23 protein-coding genes are annotated in these 24,604 nt (G+C 74.2%); 12 read left to right on the top strand and 11 right to left on the bottom strand.

Going from position 1 to position 24,604, the window contains the following annotated elements; translation table 11 throughout:
* Positions 1-108: 108 nt before the first annotated feature.
* A complete protein-coding gene (locus tag ACWD5O_RS07555; RefSeq protein WP_450084860.1) occupies positions 109-1,710 on the top strand; it encodes a glycosyltransferase 87 family protein in 1,602 nt (533 codons plus the stop codon).
* Positions 1,711-1,738: 28 nt separating this feature from the next.
* Here the strand turns inward: ACWD5O_RS07555 and ACWD5O_RS07550 are convergent, their stop codons facing one another.
* A complete protein-coding gene (locus tag ACWD5O_RS07550) occupies positions 1,739-2,413 on the bottom strand; it encodes an NADPH-dependent F420 reductase (RefSeq protein WP_450084859.1) in 675 nt (224 codons plus the stop codon).
* A 97-nt stretch (positions 2,414-2,510) separates the two neighbouring features.
* On the opposite strand from ACWD5O_RS07550, the gene ACWD5O_RS07545 reads away from it, so the two are divergent.
* A complete protein-coding gene (locus ACWD5O_RS07545) occupies positions 2,511-3,356 on the top strand; it encodes a GNAT family N-acetyltransferase (protein ID WP_450084858.1) in 846 nt (281 codons plus the stop codon).
* Between the two features lie 11 nt (positions 3,357-3,367).
* Here the strand turns inward: ACWD5O_RS07545 and ACWD5O_RS07540 are convergent, their stop codons facing one another.
* Complete coding sequence (locus ACWD5O_RS07540; protein ID WP_450084857.1) at positions 3,368-3,862, bottom strand: glutathione peroxidase; 495 nt, start codon at positions 3,860-3,862, stop codon at positions 3,368-3,370.
* Between the two features lie 167 nt (positions 3,863-4,029).
* On the opposite strand from ACWD5O_RS07540, the gene ACWD5O_RS07535 reads away from it, so the two are divergent.
* The 4 genes from ACWD5O_RS07535 to ACWD5O_RS07520 all read left to right on the top strand — a co-directional run bounded on the left by ACWD5O_RS07535 (position 4,030) and on the right by ACWD5O_RS07520 (position 8,849).
* The gene (locus tag ACWD5O_RS07535) at positions 4,030-5,655 is read left to right on the top strand and encodes a glycosyl hydrolase family 18 protein (protein WP_450084856.1); all 1,626 of its coding nucleotides are present in this window, start codon (positions 4,030-4,032) and stop codon (positions 5,653-5,655) included.
* A 180-nt stretch (positions 5,656-5,835) separates the two neighbouring features.
* The gene (locus tag ACWD5O_RS07530) at positions 5,836-6,330 is read left to right on the top strand and encodes a nuclear transport factor 2 family protein (RefSeq protein ID WP_450084855.1); all 495 of its coding nucleotides are present in this window, start codon (positions 5,836-5,838) and stop codon (positions 6,328-6,330) included.
* Between the two features lie 88 nt (positions 6,331-6,418).
* Complete coding sequence (locus tag ACWD5O_RS07525; RefSeq protein ID WP_354965033.1) at positions 6,419-7,825, top strand: class II 3-deoxy-7-phosphoheptulonate synthase; 1,407 nt, start codon at positions 6,419-6,421, stop codon at positions 7,823-7,825.
* Positions 7,818-8,849, top strand: coding sequence for a threonine aldolase family protein (locus ACWD5O_RS07520; RefSeq protein WP_450084854.1), 1,032 nt, complete (start codon positions 7,818-7,820; stop codon positions 8,847-8,849). Before ACWD5O_RS07525 ends, ACWD5O_RS07520 begins: the two co-directional genes overlap by 8 nt.
* 111 nt (positions 8,850-8,960) lie before the next feature.
* Here ACWD5O_RS07520 and ACWD5O_RS07515 read toward each other — a convergent pair whose 3' ends face one another.
* Together ACWD5O_RS07515 and pknB are read right to left on the bottom strand one after the other, a co-directional pair.
* Complete coding sequence (locus ACWD5O_RS07515) at positions 8,961-9,827, bottom strand: deoxyribonuclease IV (RefSeq protein WP_450084853.1); 867 nt, start codon at positions 9,825-9,827, stop codon at positions 8,961-8,963.
* 1 nt (position 9,828) lies between these two features.
* On the bottom strand, positions 9,829-11,814 hold the full coding sequence (gene pknB, locus ACWD5O_RS07510) for a Stk1 family PASTA domain-containing Ser/Thr kinase (protein WP_450084852.1): 1,986 nt from the start codon (positions 11,812-11,814) through the stop codon (positions 9,829-9,831).
* Positions 11,815-12,015: 201 nt separating this feature from the next.
* On the opposite strand from pknB, the gene ACWD5O_RS07505 reads away from it, so the two are divergent.
* Positions 12,016-12,405 carry an Rv2175c family DNA-binding protein gene (locus tag ACWD5O_RS07505; protein WP_450084851.1) on the top strand — a complete coding sequence of 130 codons (390 nt, stop codon included), beginning with the start codon at positions 12,016-12,018 and terminating at the stop codon, positions 12,403-12,405.
* A 130-nt stretch (positions 12,406-12,535) separates the two neighbouring features.
* Here the strand turns inward: ACWD5O_RS07505 and ACWD5O_RS07500 are convergent, their stop codons facing one another.
* Positions 12,536-13,618, bottom strand: a complete 1,083-nt coding sequence (locus ACWD5O_RS07500; RefSeq protein ID WP_450084850.1) for a polyprenyl synthetase family protein — start codon at positions 13,616-13,618, stop codon at positions 12,536-12,538.
* A 681-nt stretch (positions 13,619-14,299) separates the two neighbouring features.
* Here ACWD5O_RS07500 and metF point away from each other — a divergent pair.
* Both metF and ACWD5O_RS07490 read left to right on the top strand, forming a co-directional pair.
* Positions 14,300-15,217 (top strand): methylenetetrahydrofolate reductase [NAD(P)H], encoded by a 918-nt coding sequence (gene metF / locus ACWD5O_RS07495; protein WP_450084849.1) that lies wholly within the window; start codon positions 14,300-14,302, stop codon positions 15,215-15,217.
* Between the two features lie 44 nt (positions 15,218-15,261).
* Positions 15,262-15,951 carry a CDP-alcohol phosphatidyltransferase family protein gene (locus ACWD5O_RS07490; RefSeq protein ID WP_450084848.1) on the top strand — a complete coding sequence of 230 codons (690 nt, stop codon included), beginning with the start codon at positions 15,262-15,264 and terminating at the stop codon, positions 15,949-15,951.
* A 9-nt stretch (positions 15,952-15,960) separates the two neighbouring features.
* On the opposite strand, the gene ACWD5O_RS07485 is transcribed toward ACWD5O_RS07490, so the two are convergent.
* The 6 genes from ACWD5O_RS07485 to ACWD5O_RS07460 form a co-directional block, all read right to left on the bottom strand.
* Positions 15,961-17,448 (bottom strand): phytoene desaturase family protein, encoded by a 1,488-nt coding sequence (locus tag ACWD5O_RS07485; protein WP_450084847.1) that lies wholly within the window; start codon positions 17,446-17,448, stop codon positions 15,961-15,963.
* An 11-nt stretch (positions 17,449-17,459) separates the two neighbouring features.
* A complete protein-coding gene (locus ACWD5O_RS07480; protein WP_450084846.1) occupies positions 17,460-18,587 on the bottom strand; it encodes a glycosyltransferase in 1,128 nt (375 codons plus the stop codon).
* Positions 18,584-19,426 carry a carotenoid biosynthesis protein gene (locus tag ACWD5O_RS07475; RefSeq protein WP_450084845.1) on the bottom strand — a complete coding sequence of 281 codons (843 nt, stop codon included), beginning with the start codon at positions 19,424-19,426 and terminating at the stop codon, positions 18,584-18,586. Before ACWD5O_RS07475 ends, ACWD5O_RS07480 begins: the two co-directional genes overlap by 4 nt.
* Positions 19,423-19,974 carry a GNAT family N-acetyltransferase gene (locus ACWD5O_RS07470; protein ID WP_450084844.1) on the bottom strand — a complete coding sequence of 184 codons (552 nt, stop codon included), beginning with the start codon at positions 19,972-19,974 and terminating at the stop codon, positions 19,423-19,425. Before ACWD5O_RS07470 ends, ACWD5O_RS07475 begins: the two co-directional genes overlap by 4 nt.
* On the bottom strand, positions 19,971-20,690 hold the full coding sequence (locus tag ACWD5O_RS07465; protein ID WP_450084893.1) for a monooxygenase: 720 nt from the start codon (positions 20,688-20,690) through the stop codon (positions 19,971-19,973). The genes ACWD5O_RS07470 and ACWD5O_RS07465 overlap by 4 nt, the downstream gene beginning before the upstream one ends.
* An 86-nt stretch (positions 20,691-20,776) precedes the next feature.
* The gene (locus ACWD5O_RS07460) at positions 20,777-21,265 is read right to left on the bottom strand and encodes a YbaK/EbsC family protein (RefSeq protein WP_450084843.1); all 489 of its coding nucleotides are present in this window, start codon (positions 21,263-21,265) and stop codon (positions 20,777-20,779) included.
* Between the two features lie 443 nt (positions 21,266-21,708).
* On the opposite strand from ACWD5O_RS07460, the gene ACWD5O_RS07455 reads away from it, so the two are divergent.
* The 3 genes from ACWD5O_RS07455 (at position 21,709) to ACWD5O_RS07445 (ending at position 24,539) form a co-directional block, all read left to right on the top strand.
* Complete coding sequence (locus ACWD5O_RS07455; RefSeq protein WP_354862373.1) at positions 21,709-22,158, top strand: SAV_6107 family HEPN domain-containing protein; 450 nt, start codon at positions 21,709-21,711, stop codon at positions 22,156-22,158.
* 102 nt (positions 22,159-22,260) lie between these two features.
* The gene (locus ACWD5O_RS07450; protein ID WP_450084842.1) at positions 22,261-22,980 is read left to right on the top strand and encodes a hypothetical protein; all 720 of its coding nucleotides are present in this window, start codon (positions 22,261-22,263) and stop codon (positions 22,978-22,980) included.
* Complete coding sequence (locus ACWD5O_RS07445) at positions 22,977-24,539, top strand: DNA polymerase Y family protein (protein ID WP_450084841.1); 1,563 nt, start codon at positions 22,977-22,979, stop codon at positions 24,537-24,539. The genes ACWD5O_RS07450 and ACWD5O_RS07445 overlap by 4 nt, the downstream gene beginning before the upstream one ends.
* Positions 24,540-24,604 lie beyond the last annotated feature (65 nt).

The following is a 24,604-nucleotide window of genomic DNA, read 5'->3' as shown; positions in this document are numbered from 1 at the left end:
GGACCACGGCGCAAGTTGTCAGCGGCATGTCGCAGGATTTTTGGAAACGTATCGATGATCGTCGTCGACGGGTCATCGCCCACCGTCGCGGTCGCCTATTGTCGGTCGATGCGGGATCGTCGGGTGGCGCTGGTGTGGACGGCTTTCGCCGTCGTCGCGCTGGTGTCCTGTGTGCTCGTGTCACGACGCGAGGACCGCCTCTCCGACCTGCACATCTACTACGGAGCGTTGTCCGACCTGCGGGCCGGGCGGCCGCTGTACGGGTACGTGGCGGAGAACGGGGGGCCGTTCACCTATCCGCCGTTCGCCGCCCTCGTGCTGGGTCCGATCACCGCCGTCAGCGAGGGCGTGTTGCAGGTGGCCTGGTTGGTGGCGACGTGCGCGGCGGTCGTCGCCATCGCCGGGTCGGTCGGTGTCGCGCTGACCGCCCGACGGTCCCGTCGCCCGCTCGTCGTGGCGGTGGCGGCCACCGTGCTGATGCTCTCCGCGCCGGTGCAGAGCAACCTGCGCTTCGGGCAGGTCAGCATCTTCATCGTGCTGATGGCCCTGCTGGACGGGATGGGCGTGGTTCCACCCCGGGTGCGTGGCGTGCTGGTCGGGGTGGCCGCGGCGATCAAGCTGACCCCGCTGCTGTTCGTGGTCTACTTCCTCGCCACCGGCCGCTACCGCGACGCCGGCCGCGCGGCGGCGACGTTCGTGGCCTGCGCGGGGCTGGCCGCGATCGTGCTGCCGAGCGAGAGCTGGACCTACTGGACCGCAGCGGTGCGGCAGACCTCGCGGATCGGCAACCTGGCCTCGCTGGGCAACCAGTCCGTGCACGGGATGCTGTTGCGCGTCGGGGTCGACGAGGCGGCGCTGCCCCTGCTCTGGGCCTGCCTGGTGGCGCTCATCTGCGGGGCGGCGCTGCTGCGTGCCCGGCAGTTGACCGCGCAGGGCCGCCCCGGGCACGCCGCGGTGCTCGTCGGCTGCGCCACCGTGGCCGCGTCCCCGGTCTCCTGGACCCATCATCAGGTGTGGCCGGTGCTCGCCGCGATGCTGCTGATCGGCGCGTCCGGTGTCACCCAGCGGGCCGCCGGCGCGGCGCTGCTCGCCGCCATGGTCGTCTCGTTGGGTGCGGTCCTCGGTCCGGTGTCGATGCGGCCGGGCGTGCAGTTCCTGTTCGAGAACGCCCGGGCCGTCGGGGTGTGCCTGCTGTGCCTGGCCGGCTTCGGTGGCGTCGCGGTCGCCGCCGTCCGGACGAGCCGGCGACCGGCCGTCGGGCGAGCCTGGTGGCGGATGGGCATCACGGCCACGGTGGCGGTGGCGTTCTTCGCCGTGCAACCGCTGCCCGCCGGAGCGGACCCGACCTTCAAGGCGTACACCCTCGACGACGTGGTCAACCCGCGATACTTCTTCGTCTGCCGTGGCCCGGTCGAGTGCGCCGCCTACGGCACCGACGCGCCGGTCACCTTCGGCACCCGGGCGGAGAAGACCAAGGTGCGGGTCAACGGCGTGGTCTCCGGGCAGGTGGCCCGATTGGAGTACTACTCCGCCCCGGGCGGGGCGCCCCGGACCATCCCCCTGCTCGCCGCCTACCCGGGGACGCGGACGTTCTCGTTCCGGTCGGCGAACATGGCACAGGGTCGGCTCGTCGCGTACGCCTCGGACGGCCAGCCCATCGCCAGCTACGACGAGGAACTCGCCGCCGCTCTCCGCACGACCACCCGGTAGGCGATCGCAGGGAGGGCGGCGGCGTTGCTCAGCGGGTCGCGGCGGCCAGCGCGGTGCGCAGCGTGTCGGCGTCGCCCTGCTTCGGGTGCTCCCAGTCGGTCGGGTCGGCGGAGTAGAGCGTGCCGTAGGCCGGCGTGTCCGGCTGGTAGCGCCATCCCTCGGCCAGCGGGCCGACGTCCACCGCGTCGTAGCCGATGCGGTCCAGGAAGGCCGTCACCTCGGCCTTCGCGGCGGCGTCGTCGCCGGCGATCGCGAGGGCGCTGCGGTCGGCCGCGCCGGACGGCCGGGCCAGCGAGTCCAGGTGCTTGAAGAAGATGTTGTTGAAGACCTTGACCACCCGGGCGTCCGGCAGGTGCCGCTGGAGCAGTTCGCTGCTGGTGACCTCGCCGGAGTCCAGCTCCGGGAAGTTGCCGTCGCGCTGGGTGTAGTAGTTGTTGGTGTCGATGACGACCTTGCCGGCCAGCGGCTCGACCGGCACCGCACGGTAGGCCTTGAGCGGAACGCTGACCACCACGAGGTCGCCGACCTGCGCCGCGTCCTGTGCCGTGCCGGCGCTGGCGTGCTCGCCCAGCTCGTCGGCCAGGTCGGTGAGCGTCTCCGGCCCCCGCGAGTTGCTCAGCACCACGTCGTAGCCGGCGGCCACCGCAAGTCGGGCGACGGTGCCGCCGATGTTGCCGCTGCCGATGAGTCCCACAGTTGTCATGTTGGTTCCCAACTCCGTCCACCCGCGACACATTCCCGACCGCAGTGGTGGGTTATTCCACTTGTCGAGGCGCCCACGGGTGCGCAGAATGCCGTCCGTGCAGTGTCTGACCGAGGATCTCGCGACCTTCGCCGCCGAAGCCGACGCCTGGTTGCGTCGCGAGCCCGTCCTGCACAACGTACTGCTGACGCTCGTCGCGGACCGGCTCTCCGGTGACGTGCCACTCTCCGGGGGCGAGCGGTTCGTCCGGGTGGTCGAAGGCGGCACGACGGTGGGTGCGGCGGTGCACACGCCGCCGCGCGGGCCGCTGCTGGGCGCCATGTCGCCGGCGGCCGTGTGGGCGCTCGCCGAGCACTTCGTGCGGGCGGTGCCGCCGCTGGTCGAGGTGCACGGCCCCGTTCCGGCCGTGGCCGAGTTCGCGGCACGGTACGCCGAACGTGCCGGCAGGGTGGCCGTACCCGGCACCGCGCAGCGGATCTTCCGACTGGACGCGGTCCGGCCGCCGGTGGGGGTGGCCGGACGCGTCCGCCCGGCCACCGTCGCGGACCGGGACCTGCTGATCGCCTGGGCCGCCGCGTACGCCGCGGAGACGACGCCCGCCGGTCCGCCGGTCGACGCGGCCGGGCAGATCGATGCCCGGCTGCCGCACGGCGACCTGCTCTGGCTCTGGGAGCGAGCCGGCGCACCGGTTTCGACGGCCTGGCTCAGCCGACCGGTCGCCGGCGTGGTCCGGGTCAGCGGCGTGTACACGCCGCCACAGTGGCGGGGGCGCGGCTTCGCCAGCGGCTGCGTCGCAGACGTCACCCGGTACGCCCTGGACGCCGGCGCCACCGCGTGCACGCTCTACACCGACCTGGCCAACCCCACCAGCAACCGGATCTACCAGACCCTCGGCTACCGCCCGCTGTCCGACGCGGCGCAGTGGCGGTTCGTCGCGCCGTGATGCCGGCCGGGTCAGGCCGTGGCGGGTAGCGCCTTCTCGATGGCGGCGCGCAGTTCGTCTGCGCCGGGCTCCACCGTGGGGGCGAATCGGGCGGCGACCGTGCCGTCCGGGGCCACCAGGAACTTCTCGAAGTTCCACCGGACGTCCCCGGTGTGCCCGTCGGCGTCCGGGGTGTCCACCAGCGCCGCGTAGAGCGGGTGCCGGTCGGGGCCGTTGACGTCGACCTTCTCGGTCAAGGGGAAGGTGACCCCGTAGTTGACCTGGCAGAAGTCGCTGATCTCGGCGGCGCTGCCCGGCTCCTGCCCGGCGAACTGGTTGCAGGGCACGCCGAGCACCACCAGGCCGCGGTCGGCGTAGGAGTCCGCGAGGGTCTGGAGGCCGGCGTACTGCGGGGTGAGGCCGCAGCGGGAGGCGACGTTGACGACCAACAGCGCCCGGCCGCGGTAGCGGGCGAGGTCGGCGGGGCCGCCGGTGAGGGCGTCGATCGGGATGTCGAAGACGGTCATGGCCCGAGGCTACGCGCCGGCTGACGGGGCTCCGGTGACGGGCGGAGCGGGCGCACTCCACGCACCAGAAGAAATCGAAACATGTACATCTTGACGAAGTGATGACGCCGTGAGTACCGTCTCACCATCTCTTTTGGAAAGTTTCCTAACAGTTCGGGAGACGCCTCATGAAAAGATCGCTCCGCCGGGCCCTCTGGGCCGGTGCCGTGGTCGCCGTGACCGTCGCGGCGGTGCCGATGACCACCGCGTTCGGCGCCGGCACGGTCACCACCACGTTCATCAAGGCACAGGACTGGGGGACCGGTCACGAGACGAAGGTGACCGTCACCAACGGGTCCAGTGCCACGGTCAGCACCTGGCGCATCGAGTTCGACCTGCCGTCGGGCACCACCATCAGCAGCTCCTGGGACGCCGACGTGACCAGCAGCGGCAACCACTACGTCGCGGTCAAGAAGAGCTGGGCCGGTGCGCTCGCCCCGGGCGCCTCGTTCAGCTGGGGCTACAACGGCACCGGCGCCTACAAGGCGCCACTGAACTGCACCGTCAACGGCGCGGCCTGCGGCGGTGGCACCCCTCCGCCGACCACGACCCCGCCGACCACCACCCCGCCGACCACGACCCCTCCCACCACCCCGCCGCCCACCACTCCGCCGCCGACCACCACCCCGCCGAACCCGGGTGGCAAGAAGGTCGTCGGCTACTTCGCCGAGTGGGGCGTCTACGGGCGCAACTACCACGTCAAGAACATCCAGACCAGCGGCTCGGCCGCGAAGCTGACCCACATCCTGTACGCCTTCGGCAACACCACCGGCGGCCGCTGCGCCATCGGGGACAGCTACGCCGACTACGAGAAGGCGTACACCGCGGCGGACAGCGTCGACGGCGTCGCCGACACCTGGGACCAGCCGCTGCGCGGCAGCTTCAACCAGCTGCGCAAGCTCAAGCAGATGAACCCGCACCTCAAGGTGATCTGGTCCTTCGGCGGCTGGACCTGGTCCGGCGGCTTCACCCAGGCCGCGCAGAACCCGGCCGCCTTCGCGGAGAGCTGCTACAACCTCGTCGAGGACCCGCGCTGGGCGGACGTCTTCGACGGCATCGACGTCGACTGGGAGTACCCCAACGCCTGTGGTCTGACCTGTGACACCAGCGGCCCGAACGCGTTCAAGAACGTGATCAGCGCGCTGCGGTCGAGGTTCGGCTCCAACGCCCTGGTCACCGCCGCGATCACCGCGGACGGCAGCAACGGCGGCAAGATCGACGCCACCGACTACGCCGGCGCCATCGGCAACCTCAACTGGCTGATGCCGATGACGTACGACTACTTCGGCGCCTTCGCCGCCCAGGGCCCGACCGCCCCGCACTCCCCGCTCACCTCGTACACCGGCATCCCGCAGCAGGGCTTCAACTCCGACGCGGCGATCCAGAAGCTCAAGAGCAAGGGCATCCCGGCCAACAAGCTGCTGCTCGGCATCGGCTTCTACGGCCGGGGCTGGACCGGCGTCACCCAGGCCGCCCCGGGCGGCAGCGCCACCGGCGCCGCGCCGGGCACCTACGAGGCGGGCATCGAGGACTACAAGGTCCTCAAGAACACCTGCCCGGCCACCAGCACGGTCGCCGGCACGGCGTACGCCAAGTGCGGCAGCAACTGGTGGAGTTACGACACCCCGTCCACCATCAACGGCAAGATGACGTACGCGAAGAACCAGGGCCTCGGTGGCGCGTTCTTCTGGGAGCTCTCCGGTGACACCGGAAACGGCGAGCTCATCGGCGCCATCAAGGGCGGTCTCGGCTGAGCCGAGGGCCGACGCACCACCCACACGGCGGGGAGGGGCACGCACCGTCCCTCCCCGCCCGTGGCGCACCGGCCCGGTCGATGCCCAGCGTCGGCCGGGCCGCCGGCGTTGGGCGGGGCCGGCCCGATGTGGCAGACTCGCGGCTCGGCAGTCTCGATGTCCCCGTCGACGGAGGTGGTCATGCGCCCGACCCACCGCAGGCTGGCGGCTACGGCCGCCGGGCTGGCGCTGCTGCCGGTCGCCCTGGTCGGCTGTGGGCTCACCGGCGGCGGCGACGAGCCGTCCGCCAAGCCCGAGCGGGCGCCCGCCGAGGAGGCCTCCACCCGGTCCCGTGAGCGCGTGCAGGCGTACCTCGACGCGATGACCGCCAAGGACGTGGCCGCCGGCCGAAGCCAGCTCTGCGCGCTGCTGCACGAGGGCTTCGACCTGGGCGCGACCGGCCCCAACGGCGACTTCGCGGACCACTTCGAGGTGCCCACGGCGGCGATCACCGACGTCCGGTCCGGCCCGCGCGGCCAGGAGGTCAGCGTCTCGGTGTCGGTCACCGCCGGCAAGCGCAAGACCACCCGGCCGCTGGTGTTCACCGTCACCCGCGACGGCGGTGACTGGTGCATCGCCGGGGAAACACCGGGCGGCGCCCCGCCGGCCGGCGTCGTCCCCTCGCCCGCTTCCTGACCTGCGCACACTGGGACTGATCTCCCATCTGCCGGAACCGTCCCCCTCGCCGCCCGGGCACCCCGGCGGTCGCCGTACGCTTCTTGTCATGCGCCATGAGTGGCATCAGCTGAGCCATCCCGCGGTGGGCAGCCCGGGCCTGCAGACCAGCCGACCGACCGTCGACTCCGCGGAGGACGCCGCCCTCGGTCTCGACCGCTGGCGGGACCTGCCCCGCGAGCAGACCCCGCCGTGGTCCGATCCGGCCACCGTCGCCCAGGTCTGCAAGGTGCTCGACACCGTGCCGTCGGTCGTCGCGCCCTACGAGGTGGACCAGCTCCGGCAGAAGCTCGCCCTGGTCTGCGAGGGCAAGGCGTTCCTGCTCCAGGGCGGTGACTGCGCCGAGACCTTCGCCGACAACACCGAGAGCCACCTGCTGGCCAACGCCCGCACCCTGCTCCAGATGGCGATCGTGCTCACCTACGGCGCGTCGCTGCCGGTGGTGAAGGTCGCCCGGGTCGCCGGGCAGTACACCAAACCCCGCTCGCTACCCACCGACGCGCGCGGTCTGCCCGCGTACCGCGGCGACATGATCAACTCGCTGGAGGCGGACCCCGCCGCCAGGGTCGCCGACCCGCAGCGCATGATCCGGGCGTACGCCAACTCGGCGGCGGCGATGAACATGCTCCGGGCGTACCTCGCCGGCGGGCTCGCCGACCTGCACGCCGTGCACGACTGGAACAAGGGCTTCGTGAAGAACTCCCCGGCCGGGGAGCGCTACGAGGCGATCGCCCGGGAGATCGACCGGGCGCTGGCCTTCATCCGGGCCTGCGGGATGACCGACGACGAGGCGCTGCGCACCGTCACCCTCTACTGCTCCCACGAGGCCCTCGCCCTGGAGTACGACCGGGCGCTCACCCGGGTCTCCGACCGCCGGGCGTACGGGCTCTCCGGGCACTTCCTCTGGATCGGCGAGCGCACCCGGCAGATCAACGGCGCACACATCGACTTCATCTCCCGGATCGCCAACCCCATCGGGGTCAAGCTGGGCCCGTCCACCTCGCCGGACGAGGCGATCGAGCTGTGCGAGAAGCTCAACCCCGACAACATCCCCGGCCGGCTCACCCTGATCAGCCGGATGGGCAACCACCGGGTGCGGGACGCCCTGCCGCCGATCGTGGCCAAGGTCACCGCGGCCGGCGCCAAGGTGGTCTGGCAGTGCGACCCGATGCACGGCAACACGCACGAGTCGTCCAACGGCTACAAGACCCGGCACTTCGACCGCATCGTCGACGAGGTGCTCGGCTACTTCGAGGTCCACCGAGGGCTGGACACCCACCCCGGTGGCCTGCACGTCGAACTGACCGGCGAGGACGTCACCGAGTGTCTCGGTGGCGCCCAGGGCATCGAGGACCTCGACCTGCCCGACCGGTACGAAACCGCCTGCGACCCGCGACTGAACACCCAGCAGTCGTTGGAGCTGGCCTTCCTGGTAGCGGAGATGTTGCGTGGCTGACGCATTCGTGGACCTGCGGTCCGACACGGTGACCCGACCGACCTCCGGCATGCGGGAGGCGATGGCCACCGCCGAGGTCGGTGACGACGTCTACGGCGAGGACCCGACTGTCAACGCGCTGGAGGCCGAGGTCGCCGCGCTGTTCGGGCACGAGGCGGCGCTGTTCGCGCCGAGCGGGTCGATGGCCAACCAGATCGCCCTGCAACTGCTGGTGTCGCCCGGCAACGAGCTGCTCTGCGACGCCGACGCGCACGTGGTCACGTACGAGATCGGCGCCGCGGCCGCGTACGGCGGGATCTCCTCCCGGACCTGGCCGGCGGTCGGCGCGGACATCGACCCGGAGGCGGTCGCCGGGATGATCCGGCCGGATGGCTACTTCGCCGTCCCCACCCGGGCGATCGCGGTCGAGCAGACCCACAACCGGGGCGGCGGGGGAGTGATCCCGCTGGCCACCCTGCGGGAGCTGCGCCGGGTCGCCGACGACGCCGGGGTGGCCCTGCACTGCGACGGCGCCCGGATCTGGCACGCGCATGTCGCCGACGGTGTGCCGCTGGTCGACTACGGCCAGCTCTTCGACACCCTGTCGGTCTGCCTCTCCAAGGGCCTCGGCGCACCGGTCGGCTCGTTGGTGGTGGGCAGCGCGGAGAAGATCGAACGGGCCCGGTTGATCCGCAAGCGGATGGGTGGCGGCATGCGGCAGGCCGGCATCCTCGCCGCCGCCGGCCGGTACGCGCTGGCGCACCACGTCGACCGGCTGGCCGAGGACCACGCCAGGGCGGCACGGCTCGCCGAGGCGGTCGCGCCGTTCGGCGTGCTCGCCGCCGCGGTCCGCACCAACCTGGTCCCGTTGGACCTGACAAAGCACGCGCTGGACGCACGCGCCCTGGCCGCCGCCGCGCGGGCCGAGGGCGTGCTGATCTCGGTGCTCGGCCCGCGTACCGCCCGCCTGGTCACCCACCTGGACCTCGACGATGCCGGCGTCACTCGCGCCGCCACCGTCCTGGCCCGCCTCCTGGCCGCCTGATCCCCGCCCGCGCCCCTGCGGTTCCCTTAGTGATCAAAAGGTTTGCGTCAGATCCCGGCCTCCGGATGACGCAAATCTCTTGATCAACAGCTTGGGGCGGGTGCGGGGTGGTCAGGGGTGGAGGCGGGTGAGGGTGGCGATGTCGGCGGCGTGGCCGACCTGCTTCTCGCTGGGCGTCTCCACGACGATGGGGACGCCGGCGGTGGCCGGGTGGGCCATCAGCTCGGCGAAGGCGGGCTCACCGATGGTGCCCTTGCCGATGTTCTCGTGCCGGTCCCGGGTGGAGCCGCACAGATCCTTCGAGTCGTTGGCGTGCACCAGCCGCAGCCGGTCCGCACCCACGGTGGCCACCAGCGTGTCCAGGGTCGCCGTCATGCCGCCCTCGGCCGCCAGGTCGTGCCCGGCCGCCCAGGCGTGGCAGGTGTCGAAGCAGACCCCGAGCATGGGGTGCCGGTCCACCGCGTCCAGGTAGGGCCCGAGCTGCTCCACGCGAGAGGCGAGCGACCGGCCGCCGCCCGCGCTCGGCTCGACCAGCAGCATCGGCCCGCCGGCCTCGGCGGTCCAGTCGAGCAGCGGCAGCAGTTCCTGGCGGACCTGCCGCATCGCCTCCTCGGCGTACCCCTCGTCCACCGAACTGCCCGCGTGGAACACCACCGCCCGGGCGCCGATCGCGATGCCCCGGCGTAGCGCGTGCGCCAGCGTCTGGGCGGAGCGCTCGACCGTGGCCGGGGTGGGCGAGCCCAGGTTGACCAGCAGCGAGGCGTGGATGAAGGCCGGGATGCCCCGCTCGGCGCAACCGTCGCGGAACAGCGCGTCCTGCGCCGGGTCACCCGGAGGCAGCGCCCAGCCTCGCGAGTTGGAGACGTAGACCTGCACCACCTCGGCGCCGGTCGCGTCGGCGTACGGCAGGGCGGCCCTGGCCAGCCCCCCGGAGGTGGGGGTGTGCGCGCCGACCGGTCGGGAGCGGGTCACCGGCATCTCAGAAACACCCGATGGTGACCTGGGTGCCCGGCGGCACCTGCGAGTTCTCGCCCGGGTTCTGGAAACGGACCACGGCGTTCGGGTTGAGCTGGACGGCCACCGGGAAGCCCTGGCTCTCCAGCGCCTGCTTGGCCTCCGGGCAGGGCAGGTCGACCACCCGGGGTACGACCACCAGCGGCGGGCCCTTGCTGACCTCCAGCTTGACCTGGGCGCCCTTTTCCACGCCCGTGCCGTCGGCCGGGCTCTGGCCCAGGATCTCGTCCTTGGGCTTGTCGGAGTCCTTGTAGGTCTCCACCAGCACGAGGTTGAGCTGGGCCAGGGTGGTCCGAGCCTCGGTCAGGCTCTTGCCGACCAGGTTCGGCACCGACACCGGCGCCCGCCCCCGGCTCAGGATGAGGGTGATCTTCGCGCCCGGTTTGACCTCGGCGCCCACCTTGGGGGAGCTGTCCACCACGACTCCGGCCGGCAGGTTGTCGTCGTAGCGGGCGGTGCCCTTGGCCACCACCAGGTTCGCGTTGACCAGGTCCGCCTCGGCCAGCTCGAACTCCTTGCCGATCACGTCCGGCACCGGGAAGCGCTCCGGGCCCAGGGAGAGGGTCAGGGTGATCGTGCCGCCCTTGACGATCTTGGTAGCCGAAGCCGGGCTCTGCCCCAGCACGCTGTCCTTCGGCGCCTTCTCGTCGTAGCGCGGCTCGCCGTAGGCGAGGGTGAGCCCGGCGCGTTCGGCCCGCGCCTGCGCGTCGGCGTTGCTCAGGCTGACCAGCTGCGGGGCCGCCGTGTAGCGGCCGACGCCGAACCACCAGCCGCCGAGCGCGGCCACCAGGACCAGCATCACCACCACGGCCCCGACGGCCAGCGGGCCCTGCGGGTGGGCCAGCACCCTGCCGCGCAGCGCGGCGAGTCGGGACCCCAGGCCATCCGCCGGCTCCGGGGCGGCCCGCCGTCGGCCCGGCCCCTGCCCACCGCCCTCGGGCAGCCGGGCCCAGGCCGGCCGCTCGGCCGGGCGGACGGTGGCGACCATCATGGTCGGCTGTGACATCGGCGGCTCGTCGGTCACCCGGCGCAGCACGGCGGTACGGCTGTTGACGTCGCCCAGGTCGTCCCGGGCCGTCTGCACCTCGGCCAGCAGCGCCCCGGCGTCGGCGGGCCGGGCGCCGGGGTCGCGCCGGGTGGCCCGCTGAACCAGATCGTCGAGGATCGGCGGCAGGCCGGGCACCAGCGTCGACGGTGCCGGCACGTCCCGGTCGACGTGCTGCCACGCCACGTCCACCGGGCGGTCACCGTCGTAGGGCACCCGACCGGTGAGCATCTCGAACAGCACGATGCCCGCCGAGTAGACGTCAGTGCGCGGGTCGGCCCGGCCCTCGGTGACCAGCTCCGGGGCGACGTACGCCACGGTGGCCATCAGCTGGTTGCCCTGCTCCTCGTCGGCGCTCGCCTCGACCGCCCGGGCCAACCCGAAGTCGGCCACCTTGACCACGCTGTCCACCAGGTTGGCGACACCACCGGTGGGCGCCTCGGCGACCAGTACGTTCTCCGGCTTGACGTCCCGGTGCACCAGGCCGGCGCGGTGCGCGGCGGCGATCGCGGCGAGCATCTGCTCGGCGATGGCCAGCGCCTCGTCCGGGTTGACCCGGCGTCGCTCGGCCAGCACGTCGCGCAGCGTGCGGCCGCGGACGTACTCCATTACCAGGTACGGCAGCCCACCGTGGGTGCCCTGGTCGTAGACCGCCACCACGTTCGGGTGGGTCAGCCGGGCGATGGTCTTCGCCTCGTCGGTGAACCGGGCCACGAAGTTGGCGATCCGGGCCCGGACCTCGGGCGCCTGCGTCGGGTGAATGATCTTGACAGCGACGGTGCGCTCGAGGCGCTCGTCGGTGGCGGTGTACACGGTCGCCATGCCGCCACGAGCCACGCGACCGCGAATGCGGTAGCGCCCGTCGATCAGCGAGCCCAGCAACGTGTCGGCGACCTGTGTGTCCATCGGCAGGGAGTCTATGTGTCCAGGGGGCAAAGGTTGAACAGGATGCTACAGCCGATGGCCAACCTGGTCCGTCCCGCTGCGCCCGCCGAGCTGTCCCGACGCCCTCATCCGCTGGTCGCCGGGCGTTCACCCGGGTGTTCGGACCGGTCGTCCCGGGGTGCCCGGTGGCCCGTCCGGGCAGTGGCGTGGCAGGGTGATCGGGTGACCGAACCCGTACCCGACCAGGCCGTGCCCGGCCCCGAGCTCGCCGGCCCCGCAGACCCGGCCGACTGGCTCACCCTGCCTGACGTCGCCGAGCGCCTCGACGTGTCGATCAGCAAGGTGCACCAGATGATCCGCGACCGGGAGCTGCTGGCGGTCCGCCGCGACGGCATCCGCCGGGTGCCGGCGGACCTGGTAGCCAACCAGACCGCGCTCAAGCACCTGCCTGGCGTGCTCAACCTGCTCTCCGACAACGGCTACGACGACGAGGCCGCGCTGCGCTGGCTCTACGAGCCGGACGACACCCTCCCCGGCGCCACCCCGGCCGCCGCCCTCTCCGGCGACCAGGCCCGCGAAGTCAAACGCCGAGCCCAAGCCCTCGGCTTCTAACCCCCGCGCCCCCGCGCTTCCCGCGCCGTTTCCGTGCGTTGATCATGAGGTTGGCGGCGTCCGCATCGGCGTGTCGCGCCGCTAACTTCATGATCAACGGCGGGGGCGCGGGGCCGGGCAGGGGGAGGGGTCAGTCGGCGCGGCGGGTGGCGGCTATCGCCAGGTCGACCAGGGCCTGGCGGGCCTCGGTGTCGAGGTCGACGGCGGTCAGCGCCGCCAGCGCCGCGTCGGTGAGCGTGACGATCCGCTGCTCGGTACGGGCCAGCGCCCCGCTCGCGGAGATCAGCTCGCGCAGCTGGGTCACCCCCTGCTCGTCGAGCTCCGGATCGCCGAGCCGGCTGAGCAGGAGATCCCGGCCGGCGTCGTCGGTGGCCTCCACGGCCGCCGCCACCAGGTACGTGCGCTTGCCCTCGCGCAGGTCGTCCCCGGCCGGCTTGCCGGTCTGCGCCGGGTCGCCGAAGACCCCCAGCACGTCGTCGCGGAGCTGGAACGCCTCGCCCAGCGGCAGCCCGTACGCCGAGTAGGCCGTCCGCACGTCCGCCGTCGCGTCGGCCAGCGCGGCGCCGAGCAGCAGCGGACGTTCGACCGTGTACTTCGCCGACTTGTACCGGGCGACCTTGCTGGCCCGTTCCACCGAGGTGTCCCCGGTGACCTGGGTCAGCACGTCGAGGTACTGCCCGACGGTGACCTCGGTGCGCATCTCGTCGAAGACCGGCCGGGCCCGGGCCACCGCCCGCAGGTCCAGTCCCGCGGAGTGCAGCAACTCGTCGGACCAGACCAGGCAAAGATCGCCGAGCAGGATCGCCGCCGCGTCACCGAACCCGTCCGGGTCGCCGCCCCAGCCGGCCGCCCGGTGCCGGGCGGCGAACCGCCGGTGCACCGCCGGCTCGCCGCGCCGAGTGTCGGAGCGATCCATCAGGTCGTCATGGATAAGGGCGCTGGCCTGCACGAACTCCAGCGCGGCCAGGGCGGTGAGGACCTGGTCGCCGTCCACTCCGCCGGCGCCCCGGAACCCCCAGTACGCGAAGGCCGGCCGCAGCCGCTTGCCGCCGCCGAGCACGAACGCCTCGATCGCCTCCGCCACCGGGGCCAGGGCGTCGTCGACGTCGGCCAAACGGACCCGCTGGCCGGCCAGGAACTCGGTGAGGGCCTTGTCGACCCGTTGCCGCAGGCCGGCACGGTCGACGGGAGACACGGGAGCAGCGTGGGTCACGCCACGACGCTAGCCGGTCGCCGCGTGCCGCGCTCCCCCGCCACTCGTGGCGCCACCGGCCCACTCGCCGGTCCGGCTCCGGCCCGGCCGTCCGCCCGGCCGCGCGCCGGCCCCGCCCCGGCCCGGTGGCCCGCCCCGGGCCGGCTCGCCGGGTGACCGCGGCGGCCTCGGCGAGCGTCACCAGCGGCACGTCCAGCACCACGGCGAGCCAACCGAGCCAGAACCCTCCCGGGATGCGCCGTTGCCGTTCCCACCGGGACACCTCGTGCCGGCTCAACGTCGGCACGCCCGCGGCGGCACACAACTCGGCGGCGGTGCGCTGCTGGCTCCAGCCTTGGGCCAGCCGGCACCGGACGAGCAACGGGCCGAGCTGTGTTGGGCGCGGCGGTGGGGGCGGGGTCATCGGTCCTCCCGGCGGGCGTCGGTGCGGCGACGAGCGCCCGCCCGACCGGACGGGACCGGCGTCGCCGCTCGGCTGCTGACCCCCGCGCGTGCCCCCGGGCCGCCCCCGCCGACCCTCCCGCGCCACCCATTACTACCCCGTGGGTACGACGGCTTCCGCCCACCCGGCCGGGGCGCGGGACGGCATCGGGCAGGTGGGCGCGCCCACGCATCCGTCGATCCGTGGGACGCGACGGGAAGCGCCTGGGTGGTGCGGACGCTGCCCACTAGAGTCGGGTCGTGGCGCTCGGTCTTCCCTCGGTACTCCCCAATCCGCAGCCGGCGATCGGGGAGCTCATCCGTGACCGTCAGCCGACCTTCTCGTTCGAGTTCTTCCCACCCAAGACCGAGGTGGGGGAGCGGCTGCTCTGGCAGGCGATCCGCGAGCTGGAGTCGCTGCGCCCGTCGTTCGTGTCGATCACCTACGGCGCGGGCGGCTCGACCCGGGACACCACCGTGTCGGTCACCGAGCGGATCGCCACCGACACCACCCTGCTGCCGATGGCCCACCTGACCGCGGTCAACCACTCCGTCGCCGAACTGCGGCACGTGATCGGTCGGCTCGCCGGGGTGGGGGTCCGCAACGTGCTGGCGGTGCGCGGCGACCCGCCGGGCAACCCGGGCGGCGAGTGGGTCCGCCACCCCGAGGGCGTGGACTACGCCGAGGACCTGGTGCGCCTCGTGCGGGACGCCGGTGACTTCAGCGTGGGCGTGGCGGCCTTCCCGTACAAGCACCCCCGCTCACCCGACGTGGCCAGCGACACCACGCACTTCGTCCGCAAGTGCCAGGCCGGCGCCGAGTTCGCGATCACGCAGATGTTCTTCGAGGCCGACGACTACCTGCGGCTTCGTGACCGGGTGGCGGCCGCCGGCTGCGACACCCCGATCCTCGCCGGGGTGATGCCGGTGACGCAGATCGGCACCATCGAGCGGTCCGTGCAGCTGTCCGGGGCGCCTTTCCCGCCGGCGCTGGCGGCGCGCTTCGAGCGGGTCGCCGACGACCCGGAGGCGGTCCGCCGGCTCGGCATCGAGCAGGCCAGCGAGATGTCCCGCCGGCTGCTGAACGAGGGCGTGCCGGGGATCCACTTCGTCACCCTCAACCGGTCCACCGCGACCCGCGAGGTCTGGCAGAACCTCAAGGCCGGCGTGCGGATGTGACCGCGGGGCCCGCGACACCTGATGCCCGGCACGACGGTTGATCCGTGGTGGGCACACAGCTGAACTGGGACCAGTACGCCACGGCGTGGGCGCGGTTGCACGGCGGGTTCGACCCCCGCACGGCCGCGCCGGTGGTGCGCGCCTGGCTGCGGCTCGCGTACCACGTCGGGTACGTGCTGGGCCGGCTGCGGGTCAGCCCCACGGCGGTCACCGTGGCCGGAGTGCTGCTCTGCTTCTGCGTACCGCTGCTGGTGACCCGGCCGGCGGACGGGCCGTTTCTCGGCGCGCTGTTCGTGCTGCTCGCCTCCGTGGCGGACAGCGTGGACGGGGCGGTGGCGGTGGCCACCGGCCGCACCACCCGGCTCGGCTACGTCTACGACTCGGTCGCCGACCGGCTCGGTGAGGTGGCCTGGCTGCTGGCGTTCTGGCTGGTCGGCGCGCCGGGCGCGCTGGTCGTCGCGGGCGGCGCGCTGTCCTGGCTGCACGAGTACACCCGGGCCCGAGCGGTCTCCGCCGGCATGCGTGAGATCGGCGCGGTGACCGTGGGCGAACGCCCCACCCGGGTCTCGGTGGCGCTGGTCGGGTTGCTGGTCGCCGGGCTGGCCGGGCTGATCGAGCCGGACCTGGCCGCCGGCACCATCACCATGGCGACCGCGGTGTGGGTGCTGCTGGCCGGCTTCGGTCTGGGGCAGTTGCTCTCCACCATCCGCCGCGCGCTGCTCGACGCCGGCTGACCCCCGCACCTACCAGGCTGGGCCGATCTCGTCGGCGACGATCTGCGCGGAGAGGGTCACCATCGGCAGCCCACCCCCGGGGTGGCTGGAGCCGCCCACCAGCCACAGCCCGTGCGCGGGACCCCGGTTGGCCGGGCGGAGCAGTCCTCCGGCGGTGCCGTAGATCGAGCCACCCGGCGCGCCGGTCGCCACGTCCAGGTCGGCCGGGGTACGGACCTCCCGGAACAGCAGCCGGTCGCGGACGTCCACGCCACGTTCGGCCAGCACCGCCAGGATCCGGTCGGCGTACGCGTCGGCCAGCCCCGGGCGTCGCCAGTCGACCGCGCCCGTGGCGGTGCCCTGCCGGGCGGCGTTGACCAGCACGAACCACGCCTCGTGCCCGTCCGGGCGGGCCATCGGGTCGTCGGCCACGGTGACGAACACCGTCGGGTCGGCTGCCGGCCGGGCCCGTACGCCGCGCCCCGGATCGCCGAAGACCGCGTCGAACTCCGCGTCGTAGTCGCGCGGAAAGAAGACGTTGTGGTGTGCCAGCCCGGTGCTGCCGGAGACGCCGAGCAGCAGCACGAAGCCGGCGAGGCTGCGGTCGGCCAGCCCGGCCAGCCGACGCGCGTGCGGCAGCAGGTCGCGGTAGACGGTGAGCGCGTCCACGTTGGCGACCACCACGTCGGCGGGCACCGGCGCGGTGACGCCGGCGAGGCGTACCCCGTGCACCCGGCCGCCGGCGGCGTCGATCCGGGTCACCGTGGCGCCGGTCCGCACGACCACGCCGAGGTCCAGGCAGCGGGTTAGCAGCGCGTCGGCGAGGGTGCCCAACCCGCCGCGCAGGTACCAGCCGCCGAAGGTCAGCTCGGCGTAGGGGACCGCCACCAGGGCCGCCGGCGCCCGGCGGGGGTCGGCGCCGGTGTAGGTGGCGTACCGGTCCAGCAGCATCCGCAGCCGCGGGTCGGACAGGTGCCGGCGGCCCAGCCCGCGCAGGGAGCGGCCCGGGGCGATGGCGGCCAGGTCGCCGACACGCCAGGCCAGTGACGCGAGGTCGCGGGGAGAGTCGACGGTACGGCGCAGGATGTCCCGCGAGGAGGCGTTCCACACCCGCGTCGCCCGGCGCCACAGCCGTTGCCAGTCGGCCGCCGCCCGGTCACCGAAGGCCGCCCCGATCCGGGCGGCGAACTCGACCGGGTCGGCGCAGGAGTCCAGCGCCGGGCCACCGTCTCCGAAGACGTGCCGGACGATCGGGTCCAGCGGCACCAGGTCCAGGTACTCGTCGAGCTTCGCCCCGGTCGCCTCGAACAGGTCGTGGAAGACCTCGGGCAGGGTGAGCAGGCTCGGCCCGGTGTCGAAGTGGAACGACCCGGCCGGGGTGTCGTGCACGTACCGGCCGAGCTTGCCGCCCACCGTGTCGGCCCGCTCCAGGACGGTCACCTGGTGCCCGGTGGCGGCCAGCCGGGCGGCGGCGGCCAGGCCACCCACCCCGGCGCCGACGACCACGATCCGCGCCATGCCGCGCCCTCCTAGCTGACCGGGCGGCCCCGCCAGGTCAGGCGGCGCTGCTTTCGCAGATGGTACGACCGCGAAGTCAGCCAACCGAGGACCACGACCGACACGGGGTGTGCGAGCGCGTCGGGCCACCACCGGCCGCCGGTCGCTCGGGCGGTGAGCACCCGCCCGGCCACCCCGAGCAGGTAGCCGGCCAGGCCCACGGCGGCCACCACCGGCGCGCCGGCCGCCAGGGCGACCACCGTGACCAGCGGCGGGGCGGTGTAGAGCAGCAGCAGCGACGCCACCACGGCGGTCGCCGCGCCCGGGTGCCCGAACGACGCCCAGAGCGACTTCGAGTACCCGTCGCGCAGCTGCGGCCAGTCGTCGTACATCCGACACGTGGCCAGCCGGGAGCCGTCGGCCAGGGCGATCCGCCCGCCGGCCCGCTTGACCGCCCGGGCCAGCTCGACGTCCTCCAGGATCTTGTCGGCGACCGCGGCGTGCCCGCCGGCGGCGGTGTAGCCGGCCCGGTCCAGCACCAGGAACTGCCCGCCCGCCGCGGCCAGCGACGGCCGCGGCGAGCGCTCCATCGCGCGCAGCGGCAGGAAGGTCAGCCAGAGCCACTGCAACAGCGGCTGCACCAGGCGGTCGGCCGCCGTCGTCACCACGATCCGGGGGTACGGCGACAGCAGCGTCGCGCGGGCGGCGCGCAGCTCGGTGACAGCCGCCGCCACGGCGTGCGGGGCGAGCGCCACGTCGGCGTCGACGAAGACCAGCGCGGTGGCCGCTGGGTCGGCCCGGGTGGCCAACTGCCAGCAGGCGTGCGGTTTGCCCAGCCAGCCCGGCGGCGGCGCGACCCCGGTGAGCAGGGTGACCCGGGGATCGCCGCCGGCCACCGCGCGGACCACGTCGGCGGTGCCGTCGGTGGAGCCGTCGTCGAGGACCACGATGCGGAGCCCGGGCACACCGCGCTGGGCGAGCAGAGCGCGCAGGCAGGGGGCGACCCGGGCGGCCTCGTCCCGCAGCGGCAGCAGCACGGCCACCGGCTCGCCGACCTCGTCCGGCCGATCGGTGGGCCGGCGCAGCCAGCGCGAGGCGTTGACCCAGGTGTGCCCGGTCAGCGCGGCGACGGTGAGCAGCAGGGCGAACAGGACGATCATCGGGTCGCGTCGACGCCGGGGCGGTGCGGCTGGTGGCCCTCCCGGTGGACGTCGGGGGCCCGGCGGGCGCGCAGCAGGATCACCGCCAGCGGCACGGCGGTCACCGACATGCCGGCCGCGCCCCAGAGCGCCGAGGCGGGCAGGTCGAGGAAGACCGCGTGGGCCAGGATGCTGGAGAAGTACGTCCACAGGTAGAGCGCGATCATCGGGTGGTCCCGGTGGTCGGTGCGCTCGGCGTCCGGGCCGGCCAGCGGGCGGAGCGCGCTCATCAGCAGCACCGCGAAGAGCAGCCAGCCCAGGTAGTTGCTGACCGGGATGCCGGGCAGGCCGGGCAGCGCCGGGGTGGCGTCCCGCCAGACCCAGTACCCCTCGGCCACCATCTGCGGGTCGAGGAAGAGGTCCCAGGCGGCCAGCCCCAGCGTGGCCAGGGCGATGCGGCGTACCCGTCGCAGGGCCGGCGAGCCGGTGCTGCCGCCGGTCAGCCGGACCGCCGCCAGCCATGCCGGCCAGGCCATCCACGTCCAGGCCAGCGGGATGATCAGCGGCACCCCGGCCAGCTTGGGGCCGAGCTCGCCGGAGTAGTCGTAGCTGCCGAACGGTACGCCGGTGGCCACCCCGATCGCCTCGATCGCGAACCCGCCACCGGTGGCCGCGGCGACCAGCGCCACCGCGGCCCGGGGCCCCCGGCTGAGCAGCGCGTGGCCGACCGACAGAAGGCAGCCGAGCACGACGGTGGCCACGGTGAGCCCGGCCCGGGTCGCGCTGGTGGTCAGCGGGTAGCAGATCTGGGCGAGCACCAGGACGGCGAGCAGCGTCCAGGAGATGCCCCGCCGGGTCATGACGCCGGGCGCTCGAGCGGCAGATCCCGGCCGAGCACGCCGAACGGCCGCTCGTCGCCGGGGAAGTGGAAGTCGCGCAGGACGTCGACGAAGCCGAACCGCCGGTACAGCCGCCAGGCCCGCGAGGTCTTCTCGTCGGCCTCCGGGGTGGACAGCAGCGTGGTGTCGCCCTCGGCCATGGTGAGCAGGGCGCGCAGCTGGCCGGCGCCCAGGCCGTGCCCCTGCGCCGGCGGCCGGACGTGCAGCTCGACCACCTCGAAGCAGTGGGTGAGCCAACGCTGCCGGGTCGGGGCGTCCAGCGCCCGGCGCACCTGGTCGTGCCACCACTGCGCGGGGCCGCCCAGGTAGCCGTAGCCGAAGCCGGCGAGGTGACCCTCGCTGGTCAGGCTGGCCACGGCCCGGAACCCGGGCCGGCGGACGTGGGTGGCGATGTAGCCGCGCCGGGCCTCCAGCAGATCGGTGCGGTATCCCATCGCCTCGCCGTAGACGGTCACCACGTCGTCCAGCCGCCGGACGAGATCGTCCGGCGTCCAGCGCACCAACCTCATGCCCGTCCACCCTTCGCCGTTCCCGGGTCGCCGTCGGCGACCCACCCGAGCACCGTCCGGTCGCCGACCACGTCGCGCACCTCGAACCGTGCGAACAGCTCCTCGGCGTACCAGCCCGCGGTGGGGGTTCGCATGATCGCCGCCCGGTGCTCCGGGTGACGGTACGCGAACGCCACCAGGTCCGCCGGGTCACGCCACACGCTCACCGTGCCCTGCCAGCCCAGCGGCGCCTCGCCGACGCCGAACCGGGCCAGCAGCCCCGGCGCGTCGCGCAGGGCGGCGGCGACCGGGGGGATCGCACGCCAGAAGGTGGCCGCCCGGCGGGCCCGCAGCCGGGCCCGGGTCAGTGCCAGCACCGGGCCGGTGACCCGGCCGCCCGACGGCTCGCCGAACGGCCGTTGACCGGACCACTCGCCCCGGCTGCTCAGCGGCCGCAGGTCGACCCGGGCGTGGGCGCGGGCGATCCGCGCCCAGGCGCGGCCGACCGGCGAGTCGTCGAAGCCGTCCGCCGCGGCGGGGGAGTCCCAGACGGTCAGCGCCGCCCACCGGGTCAGGTCGGCGTCACCCGGCCCGAAGCCGGTGCCCGTCCCGGTGCCCAGCAGCTTGCCGAACCGGACGCCCGGCAGGGCGCGCAGCCGGCCCGGGTCCATCGCCATCCGGGTCAGCGCCCGGGGCAGCGCGCTGCGGGAGGTCCGCCACACGTGCAGGGTGACCAGATCCGGAACGGCGCTGCTCGCGCCACCGCTTCGCGGCGGCGCGAGCGCATGGCTGCTGTGCCTGCTGGTTCGCTCGCTCCGCTCGCTCACGCCACCTCGGCCGGGGTGCCGGCGGTGACCCGCAGCAGCTCGGCGTAGGTGGTCGGGAAGACCGCCTGCGGTACGCCGCCCGCGGCCCAGATCTCCGGGTACGCCTCCAACGCGGTGTCCACCAGGGTGCGCAGCGGTCGGGGGTGCCCGAGCGGGGCGACCCCGCCGATCGGCTGCCCGGTGTGCGTCCGGACGAACTCCGGGGTGGCTCGACGCAGCCGGGTGACCCCGATCGACGCGGCCAGGCCGGCGGTGTCCACCCGGTGCGCGCCCGAGGTGAGCACGAGCAGCGGCGCGTCGTCCGCGTCGAAGATGAGCGAGTTGGCGATCTGGCCGACCTCGACGCCGAGCGCCTCGGCGGCCGCCGAGGCGGTGTGCACCGCGTCGGGCAGCAGGCGGACCGTGCTGGGCTGGCCGGCGCCGTCGAGCGCGCCGGAGCCGTCCAGCGCGTCCTGCACCGCCCGTACGTTCGGGTGTGGCTGCATGTCGCCATTCTTCCCGGTCCGCAGTGCCGGGTTCACCCCGGTGCACCGGGCCGGCGCGTCACGCGTTGCATTTTCGTCGGAGGGGAGGTGTACTGTCAGCAGCAGTTAGAACGAGTGTTCGATTGCCTCGAACGCCCGTTCCAACCAGCCGGGGCGCGGTGTTTCGCGGCGCCAGCTCCGGCCGGTGCGGCTCCGCGGGCCGCACCTGGGTTTCCGGGCAGTCGCGAGCCCGGTCCCGACAGGCAGGAGCGTCGCCCGCCGCCCACGACCCCCGGGCGGCGGGCGACGAACCCGCCGGTACGCCGGCCGGGTGTGGTGTGGGGAAGCATCCACACCCGGCCGGCCACACCCGGTGCGTCTTCCTCCGCACCATCCGACCTCGGCATCCCATCGGCGGCACCAGTGCGCCGAGGCGACGCCCCGGCCAGTGGAGGAGACAGTCCATGCCGACCAACCCGGCTCAGGCACCGACGGTGCCGGCGCACGTGCTGCCGCACCGCACCCCCGCCCAGCTCCTCACGTTGGCCCGGCGCGGGCTGGTCGAGGCCGGCCAGACCCGACCCGACGGCCTGCGCTACGCGGCCGCCCACCTGGCGGCGCTGCGTGCGGCCGCCGCACTCCTCGCCGCCCGTGCCCGACCCGCGCCGAGCCGGCGCAACCGGATCACCAGCGTCTGGGTCCTGCTCTGTGCCGTCGCCCCCGAGCTCGACGAGTGGGCCCGGTTCTTCGCCGCCGGCGCCGGCAAGCGGGCCGCCGCCGAGGCCGGCATCCCCCGGGTGGTCAGTGCCCGGGAGGCCGACGACCTGCTCCGCGCGGCCGAACAGTTCGTCACGGTGGTGGAGACCGCGCTCGGCGTGGCTCACCAACCGGCCCTGGACGGCCTCGCCGCATGATCCCGCCGTGACGCCGACCCGCCCGGCGGGGGGAGTCGGGCGGCCGGCGTCACGGCGTGCCGGTCCTGATTTGATCCACAGCAACGACGGGGGGTTGGTCCGATGGCGGGCCGCATGGTGGTCGGTTCCGCCGCACTGGCCGATCTGGTACGCCCGGCGAGCGCACCCGACCCGGTCGGCGGCGGCCACCGGGTGTTGCCGGTGGCGCCCGAGCTGACCGGCCTACTGCCCAACCGGGGCCTGCGTCGGGGCAGCACCATCGCGGTCGCCGTCGGCCAACCCCGGCGCAGCGGGGGCACCTCGCTGGTGCTGGCCCTGCTCGCCGAGGCGTCCCGGGCCGGCTCGTGGTGTGCCGTGGTCGGCGTGCCGACGTTCGGCGCGGGCGCGGCCGCCGAGTTGGGCATCGCCCTGGACCGGCTGGCCCTGGTGCCGAATCCCGGCCCCGAGTGGGCCACCGTGGTCGCCGCGCTGATCGACGGGGTGGACGTCGTGGTCACCGCCGTGCCGGCTGCGGTCTCCGCGTCGGTCGCCACCCGGCTGGCCGCCCGGGCCCGGCAGCGCGGCAGCGTGCTCGTCCCTTACGGCCGGTGGGACGGCGCGGACGTGACGTTGCAGGTGGTCCGTGGGGTCTGGGAAGGGCTCGGGTCGGGCCGGGGTCGGCTGCGCCGCCGGGAGGTCACCGTCTCGGCGCGCGGGCGTGGGGCGGCCGCCCGACCCAAGGAGATCAAGGTCTGGCTTCCCGGTGACGAGCTCACCCGGGTGATTCCTCGTACGGTGTCGACCGCGACCCGTCCGGCGCTCACTCTGGTCGGCGCGGGGTGACCGACTCGCCGACACGGACCCTGCTGCTGTGGTGCCCGGACTGGCCGGTGCTCGCCGCCGAGATCGTCGACGGGGTGCCGGCCACCGGCCCGGTCGCCGTGCTGCACGCCAACCGGGTGGTCGCCTGCTCCGAGCGGGCCCGTGCCGAGGGGGTGCGCCGGGGGCTGCGCAAGCGGGAGGCGCAGGGCCGCTGCCCGCAGCTCACCGTCGTGGAGTACGACCCCGGCCGGGACGCCCGGGCGTTCGAGCCGGTGGTCGCCGCGGTGGAGGAGCTGGTCGCCGGCGTCGAGGTGGTCCGCCCAGGCGCCTGCGCGGTGGCCGCCCGGGGCCCGAGCCGTTACCTCGGCGGCGAGGAGGCGGCCGCCGAGCGGATCATCGAGCACATCGCCCAGTCGTGTCTGGTGGAGAGTCAGGTCGGCATCGCCGACGGGGTCTTCGCCGCGGGGCTGGCCGCCCGCGCCGGCCGGGTGGTGGCACCGGGCGGGACACCGGAGTTCCTGGCCGGACTGCCGGTCGAGGCGCTCGGCCGGTCGGCGCTGGCCGACCTGCTGCGCCGGCTGGGGGTGCGGACCCTCGGCGACTTCGCCGCGTTGCCGGCCGGCGACGTGCTGGCCCGGTTCGGGTTCGACGGCGCACTGGCCCACCGGCTGGCCGCCGGGCGGGACCACCGCCCGCTCGCCGTCCGGCGGCCGCCGGCCGACCTGACGGTGACGGCCGAGCACGACGAGCCGATCGACCGGGTCGACGCGGCGGCGTTCGCCGCCCGCGCGCTGGCCGAGCAGCTGCACGACCGGCTGGCCGGGCACGGGCTGGCCTGCACCCGGCTCGGCATCGAGGCGGTCACCGCGCACGGGCAGGAGCTGCATCGGGTGTGGCGGCACGACGGCCTGCTCACCGCAGCGGCCATCGCCGACCGGGTGCGCTGGCAGCTCGACGGTTGGCTCTCCGGCAGCAACGGCCGGGCCGGTGCCCGGGCGGTCCGACCGACGGCCGGCATCATCCGGCTGCGGCTGATCCCGGACGGGGTGATCGCCCAGGCCGGCCTGCAGTCCGGCCTCTGGGGGGAGGCCGGCGAGGAGCGGGAGCGGGCGCACCGGGCGTTGAACCGGGTGCAGGGCATCCTCGGCCCGGAAGCGGTGGTCACCGCGGTGCTCGGCGGCGGGCGGTCCCCGGCCGACCAGGTGCGACTGGTGCCGTGGGGCGACGAACGGGTCCCCGCCCGCGCCGGCGCCCCGCCCTGGCCAGGCCAGCTTCCTCCGCCCGCGCCGGCGGTGGTGCTGGCCAGCCCGCTCGCGGCGACCGTGCAGGACGCTGCCGGCGAGCCGGTGGTGGTCAACGCCCGGTTGGCGGTGAGCGCCCCACCCGCACGGCTGCTGGTGGGCACCGGCCGGCCAGCGGAGATCGTCGGCTGGGCCGGGCCGTGGCCGGTGGACGAGCGCTGGTGGGTGCCGGCGGAGGCCCACCGCCGGGCCCGGTTCCAGATCGGCCTCGCCGACGGTACGGCCCTGCTGCTCGCCGTCGAGGCCGGGCAGTGGTTGGTGGAGGCGATCTATGACTGAGCTGGTCCTTGTCCGCTCCAGGCCGGAGGCGGATGCCCCGGTGAGCGATATGACTGTGAGGCATA

The organism is Micromonospora sp. NPDC005161 (genome assembly GCF_053599855.1).
The sequence above is the reverse complement of the archived record's forward strand: the minus strand, read 5'-3'. Positions and strand labels throughout refer to the sequence as shown.

What these genes read in the sequence shown, in the direction of transcription:
- ACWD5O_RS07470 (WP_450084844.1), bottom strand. Translation starts at nt 19,974, where the DNA reads ATGAGGTTGGTGCGCTGGACGCCGGACGATCTCGTCCGGCGGCTGGAC.
- ACWD5O_RS07450 (WP_450084842.1), top strand. Translation starts at nt 22,261, where the DNA reads ATGGCGGGCCGCATGGTGGTCGGTTCCGCCGCACTGGCCGATCTGGTA.
- ACWD5O_RS07480 (WP_450084846.1), bottom strand. Translation starts at nt 18,587, where the DNA reads ATGATCGTCCTGTTCGCCCTGCTGCTCACCGTCGCCGCGCTGACCGGG.
- ACWD5O_RS07530 (WP_450084855.1), top strand. Translation starts at nt 5,836, where the DNA reads ATGCGCCCGACCCACCGCAGGCTGGCGGCTACGGCCGCCGGGCTGGCG.
- ACWD5O_RS07515 (WP_450084853.1), bottom strand. Translation starts at nt 9,827, where the DNA reads ATGCCGGTGACCCGCTCCCGACCGGTCGGCGCGCACACCCCCACCTCC.
- ACWD5O_RS07555 (WP_450084860.1), top strand. Translation starts at nt 109, where the DNA reads ATGCGGGATCGTCGGGTGGCGCTGGTGTGGACGGCTTTCGCCGTCGTC.
- ACWD5O_RS07550 (WP_450084859.1), bottom strand. Translation starts at nt 2,413, where the DNA reads ATGACAACTGTGGGACTCATCGGCAGCGGCAACATCGGCGGCACCGTC.
- ACWD5O_RS07475 (WP_450084845.1), bottom strand. Translation starts at nt 19,426, where the DNA reads ATGACCCGGCGGGGCATCTCCTGGACGCTGCTCGCCGTCCTGGTGCTC.
- ACWD5O_RS07485 (WP_450084847.1), bottom strand. Translation starts at nt 17,448, where the DNA reads ATGGCGCGGATCGTGGTCGTCGGCGCCGGGGTGGGTGGCCTGGCCGCC.
- ACWD5O_RS07455 (WP_354862373.1), top strand. Translation starts at nt 21,709, where the DNA reads ATGCCGACCAACCCGGCTCAGGCACCGACGGTGCCGGCGCACGTGCTG.
- pknB (WP_450084852.1), bottom strand. Translation starts at nt 11,814, where the DNA reads ATGGACACACAGGTCGCCGACACGTTGCTGGGCTCGCTGATCGACGGG.
- ACWD5O_RS07540 (WP_450084857.1), bottom strand. Translation starts at nt 3,862, where the DNA reads ATGACCGTCTTCGACATCCCGATCGACGCCCTCACCGGCGGCCCCGCC.
- ACWD5O_RS07525 (WP_354965033.1), top strand. Translation starts at nt 6,419, where the DNA reads ATGCGCCATGAGTGGCATCAGCTGAGCCATCCCGCGGTGGGCAGCCCG.
- ACWD5O_RS07460 (WP_450084843.1), bottom strand. Translation starts at nt 21,265, where the DNA reads ATGCAGCCACACCCGAACGTACGGGCGGTGCAGGACGCGCTGGACGGC.
- ACWD5O_RS07535 (WP_450084856.1), top strand. Translation starts at nt 4,030, where the DNA reads ATGAAAAGATCGCTCCGCCGGGCCCTCTGGGCCGGTGCCGTGGTCGCC.